Annotated in this window: 12 protein-coding genes; 6 read left to right on the top strand and 6 right to left on the bottom strand. The window is 67.8% G+C overall.

Going from position 1 to position 16,343, the window contains the following annotated elements; genetic code table 11:
• The first annotated feature begins 188 nt into the window (after positions 1 to 188).
• Complete coding sequence (gene rarD, locus A5789_RS09740) at positions 189 to 1,058, top strand: EamA family transporter RarD (protein ID WP_063012967.1); 870 nt, start codon at positions 189 to 191, stop codon at positions 1,056 to 1,058.
• Positions 1,059 to 1,137: 79 nt separating this feature from the next.
• A complete protein-coding gene (locus A5789_RS09745; protein ID WP_064902271.1) occupies positions 1,138 to 1,551 on the top strand; it encodes a VOC family protein in 414 nt (137 codons plus the stop codon).
• Positions 1,552 to 1,614: 63 nt separating this feature from the next.
• On the opposite strand, the gene A5789_RS09750 is transcribed toward A5789_RS09745, so the two are convergent.
• Together A5789_RS09750 and A5789_RS09755 are read right to left on the bottom strand one after the other, a co-directional pair.
• Positions 1,615 to 2,232, bottom strand: a complete 618-nt coding sequence (locus A5789_RS09750; RefSeq protein WP_030514685.1) for a class I SAM-dependent methyltransferase — start codon at positions 2,230 to 2,232, stop codon at positions 1,615 to 1,617.
• Positions 2,233 to 2,271: 39 nt separating this feature from the next.
• A complete protein-coding gene (locus A5789_RS09755; RefSeq protein ID WP_308248199.1) occupies positions 2,272 to 3,648 on the bottom strand; it encodes an alpha/beta fold hydrolase in 1,377 nt (458 codons plus the stop codon).
• A gap of 282 nt (positions 3,649 to 3,930) precedes the next feature.
• On the opposite strand from A5789_RS09755, the gene A5789_RS09760 reads away from it, so the two are divergent.
• Positions 3,931 to 5,181, top strand: coding sequence for a serine hydrolase domain-containing protein (locus tag A5789_RS09760; RefSeq protein ID WP_063012925.1), 1,251 nt, complete (start codon positions 3,931 to 3,933; stop codon positions 5,179 to 5,181).
• Positions 5,182 to 5,245: 64 nt separating this feature from the next.
• On the opposite strand, the gene ilvA is transcribed toward A5789_RS09760, so the two are convergent.
• Together ilvA and A5789_RS09770 are read right to left on the bottom strand one after the other, a co-directional pair.
• Entirely contained in the window at positions 5,246 to 6,601 is a 1,356-nt protein-coding gene (gene ilvA, locus A5789_RS09765) for a threonine ammonia-lyase IlvA (protein ID WP_064902270.1), read from the bottom strand.
• A 147-nt stretch (positions 6,602 to 6,748) separates the two neighbouring features.
• Positions 6,749 to 7,192: a nitroreductase family deazaflavin-dependent oxidoreductase gene (locus A5789_RS09770; RefSeq protein WP_063012971.1), complete on the bottom strand. Its 444-nt coding sequence runs from the start codon at positions 7,190 to 7,192 to the stop codon at positions 6,749 to 6,751.
• Between the two features lie 121 nt (positions 7,193 to 7,313).
• Between A5789_RS09770 and A5789_RS09775 the strand changes: the two genes are divergently transcribed.
• Complete coding sequence (locus A5789_RS09775) at positions 7,314 to 7,547, top strand: hypothetical protein (protein WP_030514680.1); 234 nt, start codon at positions 7,314 to 7,316, stop codon at positions 7,545 to 7,547.
• 93 nt (positions 7,548 to 7,640) lie between these two features.
• Here A5789_RS09775 and dnaE read toward each other — a convergent pair whose 3' ends face one another.
• Positions 7,641 to 11,186, bottom strand: a complete 3,546-nt coding sequence (dnaE, locus tag A5789_RS09780; protein WP_064902269.1) for a DNA polymerase III subunit alpha — start codon at positions 11,184 to 11,186, stop codon at positions 7,641 to 7,643.
• Positions 11,187 to 11,723: 537 nt separating this feature from the next.
• Here dnaE and A5789_RS09785 point away from each other — a divergent pair.
• On the top strand, positions 11,724 to 12,977 hold the full coding sequence (locus A5789_RS09785) for a DUF2235 domain-containing protein (protein WP_082856913.1): 1,254 nt from the start codon (positions 11,724 to 11,726) through the stop codon (positions 12,975 to 12,977).
• 537 nt (positions 12,978 to 13,514) lie between these two features.
• Positions 13,515 to 14,036 (top strand): transglycosylase SLT domain-containing protein, encoded by a 522-nt coding sequence (locus A5789_RS35415; RefSeq protein ID WP_081879377.1) that lies wholly within the window; start codon positions 13,515 to 13,517, stop codon positions 14,034 to 14,036.
• A gap of 18 nt (positions 14,037 to 14,054) precedes the next feature.
• Here the strand turns inward: A5789_RS35415 and treY are convergent.
• Positions 14,055 to 16,343: malto-oligosyltrehalose synthase (gene treY, locus A5789_RS09795; protein ID WP_156772995.1), on the bottom strand; the 2,289-nt coding region annotated here is incomplete at its 5' end.

The raw sequence follows: 16,343 nt of genomic DNA on the forward strand, positions 1-16,343 counted from the left end.
CGGCGGTCCGCGGCCGTGCCGACGAATGAGCGCGTGGTCCGAAACCCGCTCGACAGGCGTTACCGGACGGAAGTAGCGTGCGGCTGGTGCGGGTGCGTGGATCGGTGAACGACGTGGAGGAGGCGACCGGCGCGGGAGGTGCCGTCGGGGGTCGAGGACGGTGGAGGCGCTCTCCGGCCGGTGGCGGTGTGGCGGTCGGCGCGGCGGCGTATCTGATCTGGGGCATGTTCCCCGCCTTCTTCGGATTGCTCGGTTTCGCGGGGCCGGTGGAGATCCTGGCGCAGCGGATTCTGTGGACCCTGGTCGTGGTGCTGGTGTTGCTGCTGGCGGCCGGGCGGTTGCGCGAACTGGGAGCGATCGACGGCCGGACCTGGCGGCTGGCGGCGGTGGCGGCGGCGGCGATCTCGATCAACTGGGGGACCTACGTCTACGGCGTGACGTCGGGGCACGTGGTGGAATGCGCGCTCGGCTACTTCATCAACCCGCTGGTCACGGTCCTGTTCGCAGTGGTGCTGTTCCGGGAGCGGCTGGTGTGGCCGCAGTGGGTGGCGCTCGGGCTCGGCGGCGCGGCGGTGGTGGTGCTGACCGTCGACTACGGCAAGCCACCGGTGATCGCGCTCGTGCTGGCCTGTTCCTTCGCCACCTACGGTCTGGTGAAGAAGGTGATCCGGCTCGACCCGATGCGCAGCGTCGCCGCCGAGGGTGTGGTGTCCGCGCCGTTCGCACTGGCGGTCGTCATCGCGCTGGGGGTGCGCGGGGACGCCGAGTTCGGGCACGGCGCCGGCCACACCGCCCTGATGGTCGCCACCGGCCCGGTGACACTGATTCCGCTGCTGCTGTTCGCCTTCGCCGCCTCGCGGGTGCCGCTGTCGACCATGGGAATTCTGCAATATCTCACTCCCGCACTGCAATTGGCGTGGGGTGTGCTGGTGGGGCACGAGCCGATGCCGGCCTCGCGCTGGATCGGATTCGGGCTGATCTGGACGGCTCTGGCGGTATTCACCGCCGACGCGCTGCACCGATCCCGGCGCTTGGCACGGCGGGACGCGCTGGGTTAATGTCGGATTCGTGGCGATGCTCCCGTAGGCCGACGAGTACCGGTCCGGGGTCGGGATCGTCACTATCAGAGGAGAAATCCTGTCCATCCAGTTCAACCACACCATTGTCGGCTGTCGTGACAATCGGGAATCGGCGCAGTTCTGGGCCGATATTCTGGGATTGAGCGTGGGAACGCCGTGGGGGCCGTTCATTCCGGTCACCGTGCACAACGGTGTCACCTTCGATTTCGCTCCGGTCCCGCCGCATATCACCGAGATTCAGCCGCAGCATTACGCCCTGCTGGTGTCCGAATCCGAATTCGACGCGGCCTACGCGAAAATCCGGGATCGGGGCCTGAGGTTCTGGGCCGATCCGCGGCAGAGCCGGGAAGGCGAGATCAACCACAACGACGGCGGTCGCGGTATCTATTTCCTCGACCCCAGCGGTCACTACATGGAGTTGCTGACCGTGCCGTACGGCGGATGGCCCGCGGCGACCGGCGAACAGCGATAGTGTGCGACCGGCGGCCGAATTCGCTTCGGCCGCCGGTCTTTTTTCGATCGAATTCCCCCGTTGTCAGGGCGAGACCGCGATACCCAGCGACAGTGCGGCGAAGGTTTTCGGTGCCGGAGAATCGTAGAACCGATCCATTTCGGTGATCTCGAATCCGGCCTCGTCCAGTAATCCGCGGATATCGCGATTGAGGTGGCATCCACCGGCGATCACCTGCTGAACCGGATCGAGCCGATGCTGCCAGGCACGCACGTTCGCATCCGGCGCCAGCCCGTGCTCGACGAAATGAAATGTGCCGCCGGGCAGCAGAACTCGCCGCACCTCCCGCAGCGCGACGGCGATATCGGGAATCGTGCACAGCGTCCACGTCGACAGCGCGCTGTCGAAACTGTTGTCCGCGAACGGCAACGACTGCCCGTCCAGGCCCGCCCGCTCCACCGGCACCGGCGAGTCCGCGACCCGCGCCGCCGCCAGTCGCCACCCCAGATCCGCCGGCTCCACGGCGCTGACGCGACTCACCCCGGCGGGGTAGAACGGCACGTTGCGACCCGAGCCGAATCCGATCTCCACCACCCGGCCCCGCAACCCCGCGCACACCCGTCGGCGCAGCCGATCGTTGGCCGGCACTCCACAGACCCGATCCGTCAACCGCGGCAGCACCCGCTCGCTGTAAATTCCCACCCTCTCACTGTGTCAAGTCGCCCTGCGCGCCGCTACCCGTCAGGGCACGGGGGTGACGTATTTGCCGAGCCATGTGGTGATGTAGCTCAGTACCTCGGGTGCGATGGTGGTTTCGATGGTCGGGTATTCCTTCGGGCTGCCGGTATCGGCGGGCTGCATCAGATGGTTGAGGCCGTCGAATACGTGGACGTCGGCATTCGGGTTGCCCGCCAGATCCGCCCGCGCGGCCGGGGCGCTCTGGGCGGCCGGAACCTGCATGTCCTTGGTTCCGTAGAAGGCCAGCACCGGAATACGCAGTGCCTGCAGGGCCGGCGCCGGGTCGTAGTCGACCAGGGCCTGGAAATACGGGGTGGTCAGCTGATCGATCGCCGATTGCGGCTGCCGCTGCTCCGGTGGCAGGGAGTCGTTGTGCTCGGTGGCGAAGCGGCGGATCTGTTCGTCGTCGCCGGTGCGGATCAACGTGGTCAGGGTGGTGATGTAGCCGACCTGCTTGCGGATGGCGTCGGCGTCGGCGTGCTCGCTGCGCAGCAGCAGGTCGTTCTGCGCGAGCAGCACATCCGAGCCGGAGACGGCCGGTCCGGCCATCATGATCACGAAGGCGAGCCGGCTGTCGGGGCGGGTGGCGGCCAGCGGCGCGAGATAGCCGCCCTCGCTGTGGCCGAGCAGGCCGATGTGGTTGCCGTCGATATCGGGACGGCTGCGCAGATAGCCCAGCCCGGCCATGATGTCGTCGGTCAGGTCGGTGTAGCTGCAGGTGTCGAGTTGGCCGCCGGTGCCGCCCACGCCTCGGTCGTCGGTGCGCAGGACGGCGTATCCGGCGCGCGTGAGGGTATCGGCGAGCAGCAGGAACGGTTTGTGCCCGGCGATCTCCTCGTTGCGATCCTGGGGGCCGCTGCCGGTCACCAGGACGACCGCCGGGAACGGCCCCGGCCCGCGCGGCCGGGTGAGCGTCCCGGCGATGGTGATGCCGTCGCTGCGATAGGTCACGTCCTCGGAGAGGTACGGCCACGGCGGGTGCGGCTCCTGCGGGCGCAGCGGAGTCGGCACCTTCCCCCGATGCATGGTCAGTGCCAGATCGTGACCGGACTGGGTGAAGGTTCCGGTGACGGTATCGGCGCGGCGGTCGTAGCGGCCGGTGAAATGCGGATCGCCCGGCAATCCGGGGATCGTGAAGGCGATCGCATCCGGGTTGGTATCGACCTGTTCGAGCGGCAGATCGAAGATGCCCTGCGCCGGAACCGTCACGCTCCCACCGTCTTCGGTGAAGGTCACCCCGATCGGCAGCTGCTGGTTCGGCAGCGGCAGGACAGCGTTCCAGTCACCGACGACGGGGGCCGGGCGCGGCGTCGCGGTCACCTTGTCGGAACTCGAGCAGGCGGCCACCAGGGCCACGGCGAGCAGCGTGGCCACTGCCACGATCAGATCCCGATGCCGCCGCGATCTCGGCGAGGTTCCCGCCCAGCCGCGGGATTCCGGCAATTCGGACCTCGTTGACCGCAACGATCGCATGTCTCAACCATGACACACCGCAGCGGGTGTAGAGGTGTTTCGGCAGGTCACGACACTGGGTGGGCACGTGGTCCGAAGATCACGGACAGGGTCGGCGCCGTGTGCGGTCCGGCTCGAACCGGTCTCGGGGGTGTCACTGTGCGGACAACGTCGTTGCCCGCACAACGGTACGCCCGTACCGTAGGGTATGTGAGCAACGACGCTTTACCCGCAGGTTCTGCGGCTCTGCCCGCAGGTGTGCGTGGCTCGGCCGCGGTCGAGTTCGAACCCTTGGTGCGCAATTTCGCGCGTATTGTCGGGGGCCGTGCCGGAGCCGGAGGCGGTCTGACCGTGCTTCGGCACGGTGAGCCGGTGGTCGATGTCTGGACCGGCTACTCCGATCTCACCACGCCCTGGACCCGCGATACGGGTAGCGTCGCGTTCTCCGCGACCAAGGGCATCGCCTCCACTGTGATCCACCGCCTGGCCGACCGCGGCCTGATCGACTACGCGGCCCCGGTGGCCGAATACTGGCCGGAATTCGGCGCTGCCGGAAAATCGCGAATCACGGTGGCGCAGTTGCTCACTCACTGCGCCGGACTGTCCTCGCTGCCGGGTGTCGCCGGCGGACTGGACGAGGTGCTCGACCACGAACTCATGGAACACCGGCTGGCCGCCGCCGCGCCGGACCGGTTGCTGGGGGTGCCGGCCTACCACGCACTCACCTATGGATGGCTGCTGGCGGGACTGGCCCGCGCGGTCACCGGTACGAGTATGCGCGAGCTGTTCCGCACCGAAGTCTCGGAGCCGCTGGGCATCGACGGCCTGCATCTCGGGCGCCCGGCGCCGGACTCGACCACCACCGTCGCCGCGCTCGCCGGTTCCCGGCTGGCCGTGGCCGGCACCGCACTGGGTGCCCTGCTCCTCGGGCAGGCCGGGCGTTTTCCGGGTCCGCCCGGCGCCGCGATTCGTGCGCTGTTCCTGCCGGGCGTGCATGCCCTCTTCGACGGTGACGAGCCGTCGATCCTCGCCACCGAAATGCCCGCCGGAAACGGCGTATTCACCGCGGGCGCATTGGCCTCGGTCTACGGCGTGCTCGCCGACGACGGCATGATCGCCGGTCGCCGATATCTGTCGGCGCAGACCATGCGTCATATCCGGCGCGTGCAGACGCGCCGGCTCGATCACGCCCTGTTCTACTTCCCGATGATGTGGCATCTCGGATACCACACGTTCCCTATTCCGGGGGCCTCCTCCGGATTCGGCCATATCGGCCTGGCCGGATCCTTCGGCTGGGCCGAACCGCGGCTGGGCCTGTCCGTCGGATTCGTGCACAACCGGTTCACGCCCCAGTCGTTCGTGTGGGATCAGCTGGCCGCGGCCTGGGTGCTGCCGCTGGTGATTCGCGGCGCGCGGGCCATGCGCGACGGCCGTCGTTCGTCGCAGCGCCGCGCTGCCTGATCGGACGCCGAACTGCCCTGTGCCGCAGAACATCTCGCGGCACAGGGCAGTTCGTTCGTAGAGATCAGGTGAGGTACTGGTAGGTGGGGGAGTCGGGATCCAGCTGCTGGCATTGGATCGGCGAGGCATCCATGCGCGCCAGCAGTGCGTCCAGGCCGGACGGCACGCCCAGTTCGATGCCGACGAGTGCGGCCCCGGTCTCCCGGTTGTTGCGCTTGACGTATTCGAAGAGGGTGATGTCGTCGTCGGGGCCGAGCACCTCGTCGAGGAACCGGCGCAGCGCGCCGGGTTCCTGCGGGAAGTTCACCAGGAAATAGTGTTTGAGGCCCCGGTGCACCAGTGACCGTTCGATGATCTCGCCGTAGCGCGAGATGTCGTTGTTGCCGCCCGACAGCAGGCACACCACCGTCGACCCCGGCTCGATATCGATCTCCGCCAACGCCGCCACCGCCAGCGCACCCGCCGGTTCGGCGATCACACCCTCGTTCTGGTACAGCTCGAGCATGGCGGTGCAGATGGCGCCCTCGTCGACCTGCATCATGCGGAAAGAGCCCGCGCCCCTGGGGGATTCGGTGCCGATGAGCAGCGGCAGCGACGCATGCGACACCACGCGCCCGCCGAATTTCGAGATCGTGGCATAGGGCAGGTCGCCCACCCGCCGCACGGCCGCGCCGTCGACGAAGGGATCGATCTGCGGCAGCGTGACCGGACCGCCCGCGACGAGGGCGGCCGTCATCGAGGCGGCACCGGCCGGCTCGACGCCGAGGATGGCCGTGGCCGGCGAGCGGTCGCGCAGATAGGTGCCGATGCCGGCCAGGCATCCGCCGCCGCCGACGGGGATGATCACCAGATCGGGAGCGCTGGGCAGCTGTTCGAGGATCTCCACCGCCACGGTGCCCTGCCCGGCCGCGGTGCGGGCGTCGTCGAACGGCGGGACCATGGTGGCGCCGGTGCGGGCGACGTCGTCGGCGGCCGCCGCGGCCGCCGCGTCGAAGGTGTCGCCGACGGCGATCAATTCCACGAAGTCGCCGCCGTGGGCGAGGATGCGGTCGCGCTTCTGCTTGGGCGTGGTGGTCGGTACGTAGATGCGGCCCTGGATCCCCATCGCGCGGCAGGCGAAGGCGACGCCCTGGGCGTGATTGCCGGCGCTGGCGGTGACGACTCCGGCCGCGCGTTCGCCCGCATCGAGCTGCACGATCAGGTTGTAGGCGCCGCGCAGCTTGTAGGAGCGGACCGCGGTGAGGTCCTCGCGCTTGAGGTAGACGTTCGCGCCGGTGGCCGCCGACAACCGCTCGATTCGCTGTAGCGGCGTCGGCTCGACGATGTCGGAAATTCGCTTGGCGGCCGCGTCGATCTCGTCCGCGCTCAGTTCGGGCAGCGGAGCGGATACTTTCTCTACGACATCCAGCGGTTCAGACACCCGAACATGCTATCGGTCGCGCTCGGTCCGGCGCGCGGCAGTTTCCGTAGCGGTCCGGAACGCCCGGAAACCGGCGACGCCCGGACCGTAGGCCGGGCGTCGCGGCGGTGATCGTCGTGGACCGGTGACCGTGGTGATCCGGGTGAATCAGGACTTCGGGGTCAGGACGAAGACCGGGATCTCGCGGGCGGTCTTCTCCTGGTAGTCGGCATAGTCCGGGTAGGCCGCGACGGCGCGCTCCCACCAGACTGCCTTCTCCTCGCCGGTCACCTCGCGTGCGGTGTAGTCCTTCACCACATCGCCGTCGCGCAGTTCGACGGTCGGGTTGGCCTTGAGGTTGTAGTACCAGACAGGATGCTTCGGAGCGCCGCCCAGTGAGGCTACCGCCGCGTACTCGCCGTTGTGCTCGACCCGCATGAGCGGAGTCTTGCGCAGCTTGCCGGTCTTGGCGCCGATGCTGGTGACCAGGATGATCGGCATCCCGCGGTCGAGCAGGGTATTCGCTTCGGACCCGTTGGAAGCCTCGTATTTCTCGGCCTGCTCGCGGGCCCAGTCGGATGTGCTGGGTGCGTAATCTCCGGTGAGTGGCATGCCCGGCACAACATCGACGGCCACGGATGTGTTCCCCACGTCCTTCGTGACCGGATCGCCGTGACCGGATCGCCGCAAATGTTCGGTGGACCGAAATTCCGGATACGTGTAGCCTGACGACATGACAGCGGTCAGCCCCATCGTTCGCCCGGTCCGCCGTGCTACGCATACGGTGCGGATCGCGGGGGTGCCGTGGCCGGTGTACAAGCTCGAGTCCGTCGCGCTGGGCGCGCTGCTCGCGCTGATTCTGGGCCTCATCACCGGTTCCGCAGAGCTCGCCGTCCTGGTCGCCGCCGGCGCGGCGGCGCTGCGATGGATTGTGGGAGCTGTTGCCCACCGAGGTAGCACCGCCTGACGGCGACACCACCCGCGCACGGTAGTCGAATCCGCGTGCGCCCAGCCCCTCGTACGGACCATCGAGGAGTCCGGCGTGGCGCCCCGGTGTGCCTCAGCTCGCCAGGCAGCCCGGGCCGAGCAGCGCTTTCAGATCACCCATCAGTGCCGAGGACGGGGAGACCCGCAGGTTGTCGGCGACCTTGAGCATCGTGGTCTTCTCGCGTGATCCGACGTGGCGGATGTGCACATCGGCGGTGCCGGGGTGGCTGGACAGGACCCGCTTGAGCGCGCTCACCTTGTCGGGAGTGCACAGCCGGGTCGGGATCGTCACCGCCAGAGGCTTCTCCATACCGATCGACGACAGATCCGGCACCACCAGATCGTTGGCGATCAGCGAGATCCGGTCGTCGCGCACCGAGACGCGCGCCTTCACGAGCACGACGGCGTCCTCGGCGATGTCCATCCCGTACACCGAATAGGCCTGCGGGAAGAACAGCACCTCGATACCACCGGTGAGGTCCTCCAATTGTGCCGAGGCCCAGGGCATTCCGTTCTTGTTGACGCGCCGGGTCACCGAGGCGAGGATGCCGCCGATGGTCACCTGGGCGCCGTCCTTGACATCGCCCTGCAGAATGGCCGGAATCGGCGTGTCCGCCTGTGCGGCGAGCACATGCTCGACCCCGTTGAGCGGATGGCCGGACACGTAGAGCCCCAGCATCTCTCGTTCGAGGGCCAGCTTGTGCTTGGCCTCCCACTCCTCGTCGGGCACCTTGACGTCGAAGACCGAGGAGATCGAATCGTCGGCGTCGTCGAGCCCGCCGAACAGGTCGAACTGCCCGATCGCCTCGGCCTTCTTGGTGGCCATCACCGCGTCGATGGCATCGGAATGCACGAGTAGCAGGCCCTTGCGCGGATGTCCGAGGGAGTCGAAAGCGCCTGCCTTGATGAGGGATTCGGTGACCTTCTTGGTGCAGGCGATGGTGTCGATCTTGTTCAGGTAGTCCGAGAAGTCGGTGAACTTCGACTTCTCGGTGCGTGCGGCGATGATCGAAGAGACCACGTTGGTGCCGACGTTGCGCACCGCGCCCAGGCCGAAGCGGATATCGGTGCCGACCGGCGCGAAGTTCTGTTCGGACTCGTTGACATCGGGCGGCAGCACCGTGATGCCGAGGCGGCGGCAGTCCGACAGGTAGACCGCGGCCTTGTCCTTGTCGTCGCCGACGCTGGTGAGCAGGGCGGCCATGTATTCGGCCGGATAGTTGGCCTTGAAGTAGGCGGTCCAGTAGGAGACCAGGCCGTAGGCGGCGGCATGCGATTTGTTGAACGCGTAACCGGCGAACGGGAGGATGGTGTCCCACAGCGCCTTGATCGCGGCCTTGGAGTAGCCGTTCTCCAACATGCCCGCCTCGAAGCCCTCGAACTCCGCGGCCAGCACCTCGGCCTTCTTCTTACCCATCGCGCGGCGCAGGATATCGGCTCGTCCGAGCGAGTAGCCGGCCACTTTCTGGGCGACGTGCATGATCTGCTCTTGATAGACGATCAGACCGTAGGTTTCGCCGAGGATGTCCTTGAGCGGCTCCTCGAGCTCCGGGTGGATCGGCTTGACCTCTTGGCGCCCGTTCTTGCGGTCGGCGTAGTCGTTGTGCGCGTTCATGCCCATCGGGCCGGGGCGATACAGCGCGCCGACGGCCACGATGTCCTCGAAGGCGGTGGGCTGCATGCGTCGCAGCAGATCGCGCATGGGCCCACCGTCGAGCTGGAACACACCCAGCGTGTCACCGCGGGCGAGCAGTTCGAACGTTTTCGGATCGTCCAGCGGCAACGCGTCGAGGTCGACGTCGACGCCGCGGTTGGCCTTGGCGTTGTCGATCGCGTCACCGAGCACGGTGAGGTTGCGCAGGCCGAGGAAGTCCATCTTCAGCAGGCCGATGGCCTCACACGACGGATAGTCCCAGCCGGTGATGATGGCGCCGTCCTGGGCTCGCTTCCACACCGGGATCGCGTCGGTCAGCGGCTCCGAGGACATGATCACCGCGCAGGCGTGCACGCCGGCGTTGCGGATCAGGCCTTCCAGACCCTTCGCCGTGTCGTAGATCTTGGCGATATCGGGATTGGATTCGATGAGGGTGCGGACCTCGGCGGCCTCTTTGTACCGCTCGTGCTCGGGGTCGGTGATACCCGACACCGAGATGTCCTTGGCCATGATCGGCGGCGGCAGCGCCTTGGTGATCTGATCGGCGATCGCGAAGCCGGGCTGGCCGAACAGGACGCGGGCCGAATCCTTCAGCGCCGCCTTGGTTTTGATGGTGCCGAAGGTGATGACCTGGGCGACTCGGTCGGTGCCCCACTTCTCGGTGGCGTAGCGGACCATCTCACCGCGGCGGCGATCGTCGAAGTCGATATCGATATCGGGCATCGAGACGCGCTCGGGATTGAGGAATCGCTCGAACAGCAGACCGTGCGGCAGCGGGTCGATATTGGTGATCTTCAGTGCGTAGGCGACCAGCGAACCGGCGGCCGAACCGCGGCCCGGCCCGACCCGGATCCCGACCTCGCGGGCGTGGTTGATCAGGTCGCCGACGACGAGGAAGTAGGCCGGGAAGCCCATCTTCAGGATCACGTCGATCTCGTACTCGGCCTGATCGAGGTACTTCTGCGGGACACCGTCGGGGAAGCGGTACTCCAGGCCGCGCGCGACCTCCTTGCGCAGCCACGAGGCCTCGGTCTCACCCTCGGGCACCGGGAATTTCGGCATCCGGTCGCGGTGGGTCCACACATCCTCGTAGGACTGCACGCGCTCGCCGATCAGCACGGTGTTGTCGCACGCTCCGGGGACCTCGCCGTCCCAGATCTCGCGCATCTCCGCGGCCGACTTCAGGTAGTAGCCGCTGCCGTCGAATTTGAAGCGGGTCGGGTCCGACAGCGTCTTACCGGTCTGAATGCACAGCAGCGCTTCGTGATTCGTGGAGTCGGATTCGTGCACGTAGTGGCAGTCGTTGGTGGCCAGCGGCGGAATGCCCAGCTTCTTGCCGATGTCGATCAGGCCTTCGCGCACCCGGCGCTCGATGGACAACCCGTGGTCCATCAGCTCGAGGAAGAAGTTGTCCTTGCCGAAGATCTCCTGCCACTTGGCCGCGGCCTCCAGCGCCTCGCGCTCGTGCCCCAGTCGCAGCCGGGTCTGCACCTCGCCCGACGGGCAGCCGGTGGTGGCGATGATCCCCTCGGCGTACTGGGCGATGATCTCGGCGTCCATGCGCGCCCACTTGCCGAGCTGGCCCTCGATCGAGGCCAGACTCGACAGCTTGAACAGGTTCCGCAGACCGGTCGCGGTCTCGGCGACCATCGTCATATGGGTGTAGGCGCCGGAGCCGGAGACGTCGTCGCTCTTCTGGCTCGGGTCACCCCACTGCACGCGCTTGGTGTTGAACCGGGACTCGGGCGCGATGTAGGCCTCGATGCCGATGATCGGCTTGATGCCCTGCTTCTTGGCCGAGTTGTAGAACTCCGAGGCGCCGTACATATTGCCGTGGTCGGTCATCCCGACCGCGGTCATCCCGAGCCGCTCCGCCTCCTTGAACAGGGGCGTGATCTTGGCGGCGCCATCGAGCATCGAGTACTCGGTGTGATTGTGCAGATGTACGAATCCCGAGTCGGCCACGCGAGGAATCCTAGTCGACCGGACCGACAGCCGACGCCAGGGAACTACATGCGTGCAATTCGGAGCTCGGCGTGTCGGGCGAGTCTCCCGGAATCGCCGGGAATGCCCCGCATCGCCGTGGCGAACCTCACCGCCGCGACCGCGGCGGGCGGGCGATCGCCGGAACGGATTCGAGTGGCACCGGTAACGCCGCGCGGGCCCGGCGGCGATAACCCGGCTGCGAGAGACGAACGGTCCGGAAGGGCAGATCGGTGCGTCACGGCGGTCGGCGGTCATCGTGCCGCTCCCCGTCTCGCCGATGACGGTCGACCGAGACGAGGGCGGTCGGCCGTCATCATTTCTTCGTCGCCGTCGTTCTCTTCGCCGTCGAACGCCGTCCCAGGTAGCTGCCGGCGGATCGCGGACGGGCGGGCTCCCACTACTCGCATCTCTGCCCTCCGATGCCGGCGAGCATTAACGTAATCACGCGCCCGGCGGGATAATTCGAGTAGTTCGCTACTCGCGAGCGGCACGGTACGGGGCGGGAGGATTGCCGGTATGAAGCGTTTGGTTGTGTGCTGTGACGGCACGTGGGGATCGGAGAGCAATCCGACGGTCTCCAATGTTGTGAAGATCGCCGAGTCGGTGCGGTCGAGCGCCGTCACCGACGCGGGCGACCATGTGGGACAACGGGTTTTCTATGTCGACGGCCCCGGCTCCCGCGGCTATCTGGCCGACAAACTGCTCGGCGGCGCGTTCGGGCTCGGCCTCGACGCCAACCTGTCCACGATGTACTGGCAGCTGGCACTGAACTGGGAACCGGGAGACGAGATCTACGTCTTCGGCTTCAGTCGCGGCGCCTATACCGCCCGCAGTCTCGTCGGGATGATCAACCGGCTCGGACTGCTCACCGCCGACGCGATGGTCGAGCGCGCCTATCCCGAGGCGTTGAAGATCTACCGTCAGCGCAAAGTGGATCCCGACGGTCCGGATCGGCCGGAGTGGATCGAATTCCGTGAGCGCAACTGCGTCTATCCGGTGCCGATCACCTTCCTCGGCGTCTTCGACACCGTCGGCGCGCTCGGGGTGCCGCTGCTGACGTCGTGGCGCTACCGCTTCCACGACGTGCGGCTGTCGCGAAATGTGCGGTACGCGCGGCAGGCACTCGCGATCGACGAACGCCGCCGGATGTACGCACCGTGCCTGTGGGAGATCACCGACGACCCCGAGGGCGGCCCGAGCGGAGCCGACCGGGTGCAGCAGATCTGGTTCGAGGGTGTGCACACCGATATCGGCGGTGGCTACGCCGACAGCCGGCTCTCCGACATCACGCTGCGGTGGATGGTGGAGCAGGCGCGGACCGCCGGATTGAGCTTCGACGACGAGCGCATCGAACAACTCCTGAACCGCCCGGCCGCCGTGCCCCCCGTGCCCTCGGTCGCGGCGGCGGAGCCGGCGGTCACGGTGCCGGATTCGCCTCCGCGGGCGCACGATTCACTCACCGTCTTCTACCGCGTCCTCAATCGCGTGGGCTGGGCGCTGCATCCGCGCAACCCCCGCTTCTACGCGGATTCCTGGCGCCGTCTGTCCGCTCCGGGTGATCGACGTGTCTACCTCGCAGACTGTGCCGCGCCGTGCCCGACCTACCGCCCACCGAACGTCGTCCGCTGGGCCGAGGAACTGGACGGACCGTTGCCCACCCTGCCGGTCGGTGTGAGCGACGACAGCGTCGACGATCACCCGGCAGGCGAACCTGTCGCGGGCGGACAGCACCCGGCGGGTAGCGGCTCGGTGGCCGGCACCGCCGCCTGATCGCCGCCGCCTGCTCGCCGCTGCCCATCACGGCCTTCGCCAGGTGCGTTTGACGGCGGTGCGGAGCTACGGCCCTGCTGATGCGCCGGAAATGACCGGTTCGGCAACCGCCGGGATGGCCGACGGCGAATCGGCAGCGCCTCGCTCGCCGTGTGGCGCTGCCGGTTGCCGGGCTGTGCCCGCCGGCTGAACCTGTCCCCGGGCGCGCCCGCTGCGCGCCCGGGTTCGCTTGTGTCTCAGCGCCTTAGGCGGGCGCGGCGACCCGAGTTCCGCATGCGCCGAGGGCGCGTGACCTGATCGAGATAAACCCGGTGTGTGATCGGTCGCACACATCACTGCAGGTCCAGCCGATTTTTCTCAGCGTAATAACATCTGTTATTCACTTGACGTTATGTTTACGTTAACTTGCCGCAATCAGTCTGTGACTCGCCAAGAAGCAGACAAACGGTCTGTTTTCACCGCGGCGAGCGGGCTTTTGTTCTGTAGATCGTCGCGTTGGTCCCACCACCGTTCGACGCATCCGGAGTTCATATCGCCATGCAGATCAGAAGACTGTTACCCCTCGCCGTCCTCGCCGCCGTCGTCACCGTGCCCGTCGCGGCCCACGCCGATGCCCCCGCTGTGCCGCCGCAACTGCAGCAGTTGGTGCAGGGATTGCCGCAGACGCAGCAGGACCAGGCTCAGCAATTCCTGCAGACCCTGCCGCAGCCGCTGCAGCAGGTGGTCCCGCAGACCTATTCCGACAACCTCGACGGCTGGATCAAGCACGCGCTCTTCGTGATGGGCCAGCACGGCATTCCGGGCAGCTACGACGGCATCTACCGCAATGCCATGCGCGAGTCGGGCGGCAACCCGCGTGCCATCAACCTCTACGACTCCAACGCCGCGGCCGGCATCCCCTCCAAAGGCCTGATGCAGGTCATCGATCCCACCTTCGCCGCCTATCACGTCGACGGCACCTCGGGCGACATCTACGACCCGGTCGCCAACATCGCGGCCGCCTGCAACTACGCCGCGCACCGCTACGGCTCGATCGACCACGTGTTCTCGGCGTACTGATCCGGGCTCGATCCGGCCTCAGCGCACGAGTAGCGCCACCGGCAGGCGGGCGAACAGCTTCTCCAGCCGGGTGCGGCCGGTGAAGGTGTGGCCGGTGAGGCGGTCGGTCCAGGTGCCCGAGGGCAGGTCGAGGACGGTATCGGCCCACCCGCCCTCGGTCAGGGCCACGCTGTAGCGGGTCGCGGCCACGATCACCTGCGGCGCCTCACCGCTGCGGCCGCGTGCGTATCCCACCAGGTGCTCGCTGCGGTCGCCGCTGCCGAACAGCGGTGTGTAGGAGCCGCCGACGAAGCAGTCGGGCCGCTCCCGCCGCAACCACAGGGCGTAGGCGACGATCCACATCTTCGCCGCGCCGGAGTTCTCCAATTCCGGTGTGCCCGTGAGCGATTGCAGCATCGCCAGGCGATGGCCGAAATCGACCGGCCGCCGGTTGTCCGGGTCGACCAGCGAGTCCTCCCACAGCTCGCAGCCCTGATACACATCCGGGATGCCGGGACCGCACAGCTGAAGCAGCTTCTGCCCCAGCGAATCCGACCACGCGTGCGGTGCGAGGCGGGTCGCCAGCTCACCGAGTTCGGCACCGACCGGCCCGTCGATCACGGTGTCGAGCCAGCGATGCACCTCCGCCTCGAAGTCGACGTCGGGTTCCTCCCACGAGGACCGCAGACCGGCCTCGCGCACCGCCTTCTCGGCGAACAGGTGCAGGCGTTCGCGAAACCGCGGCACCGTGGCGGGGCGCCGCCCGTCGACCGGCCACACGCCGAACATGTTCTGCAGCAGGAAGTTCGCGGTCGGCCCGTCCGGCGCGGGCGCGAGTTCCAGCCAGGCGCCCACCGCCTTGGCCCAGCTGTCGGCCACCTGCGACAGCACCGTGATGCGGGCGCGCACATCTTCGCCACGCTTGGTGTCGTGCGTCGACAGTGTCGTCATGGTGGCCGGGCGGCGCACCGCGCGTTCGGCATTGGCGAGATGGAATTCCAGCACCGAACGGCCGAACCGGCCCGGGTCACCGCCCATCTCCTGCAGTGACACCAGACGCGACGCCTGATAGAACATGGTGTCGTCGACCGCCTTGGCCGCGACCGCGCCGCCCACCTGATGCATCCGCCGCGCCGCTTCTCCGCCGGCGGCCAGGGCCCGCACCAGGACCGACAGCGGGGCCGTCAGCTCCCGGTTGCGCTGCTGCACCTCGGCCACCACGGTGCCGAGCACCCCGGACAGGGGTGCGTAGTCGGTGCGGTACACCGGCATATGGGACAGCACCTCGATGGTGGCGTTGGTCAGCGCCATATCGCTGATCGCGGCGGAATCGAATCCGTTCACCGCCGCGTCGCGCTTCACCGCGCCGACCAGTCGCCGGACCTCGGGCACGAGCAGGCGCTCGGCCACCGCGCGTTTGATGCGGTGTTCGGTATCGGCCATCCAGGCGGCATCGCTGCCGTGTCCCGACATCCGCCGCGACAACTCGGTGAGCGCGTTCTCCCCGGCCGGATCGACGAAGATGCCGCCGACCTCCGCGAGCGCTTCGTATCCGGTGGTGCCGTCGACGGGCAGGGTGGCGTCGAGCGGTTCGTTGCGGCCGAGCACCTTCTCCACCAGCAGCAGCCGCTGCGGGCCGATCAGCCGGCGCAGTTTCGCCAGATAGGCGGCCGGATACGCCAATCCGTCGGGATGGTCGACGCGCACCCCGTCGATGAGATCGTGTTCGCACCAGGCGGCCAGTTCGCGATGGGTCAGGTCGAAGACCGCCGGCTCCTCCTGCCGGATCGCCGCCAGCTCCGAGACCGCCAGGAATCGCCGATAGCTGCAGATCCCGGCCTTCCAGCTGACGAGGCGATAGTGCTGGCGGTCGTGGATGCGCAGCGCGTTCTCCCCGTCGGTGCCGGGCGCGATCGGGAAACGCAGATCACGCAGGGCCAGGACCGGTTCGGGGCCCGAGCGGTCGACGGTCAGCGCGGCCGGATCGTTCTCGCTGTGCAGTACGGGCAGCGCCAGCCGCCCGCCCGCGCCGTTACCCGGGCTCCAGTCGATGTCGAAGAAATGCGCGAATTTCGAATTCTTGCCGTTGCGCAGCACATCCCACCACCACGGATTGCGCCGCGGATCGCCGACGCCGACGTGATTGGGCACCAGATCGACGATCAGGCCCATGCCGCGGCCGCGGACCTCGTCGGCGAGCGCCTTCAGCCCGCCCGGCCCGATCGCCCGCCGGACCCCCGTGCGCAGCACGTACCGGCTACAGCTGCGCCCGGACGCCCTGACCTTCGCCGATGCCCGCGCGATCGCCGAATATTCGCGTCCGCTGGA

Origin of the sequence: Nocardia sp. 852002-51101_SCH5132738 (assembly GCF_001665695.1) — a bacterium.
Taxonomy (GTDB): domain Bacteria; phylum Actinomycetota; class Actinomycetes; order Mycobacteriales; family Mycobacteriaceae; genus Nocardia; species Nocardia nova.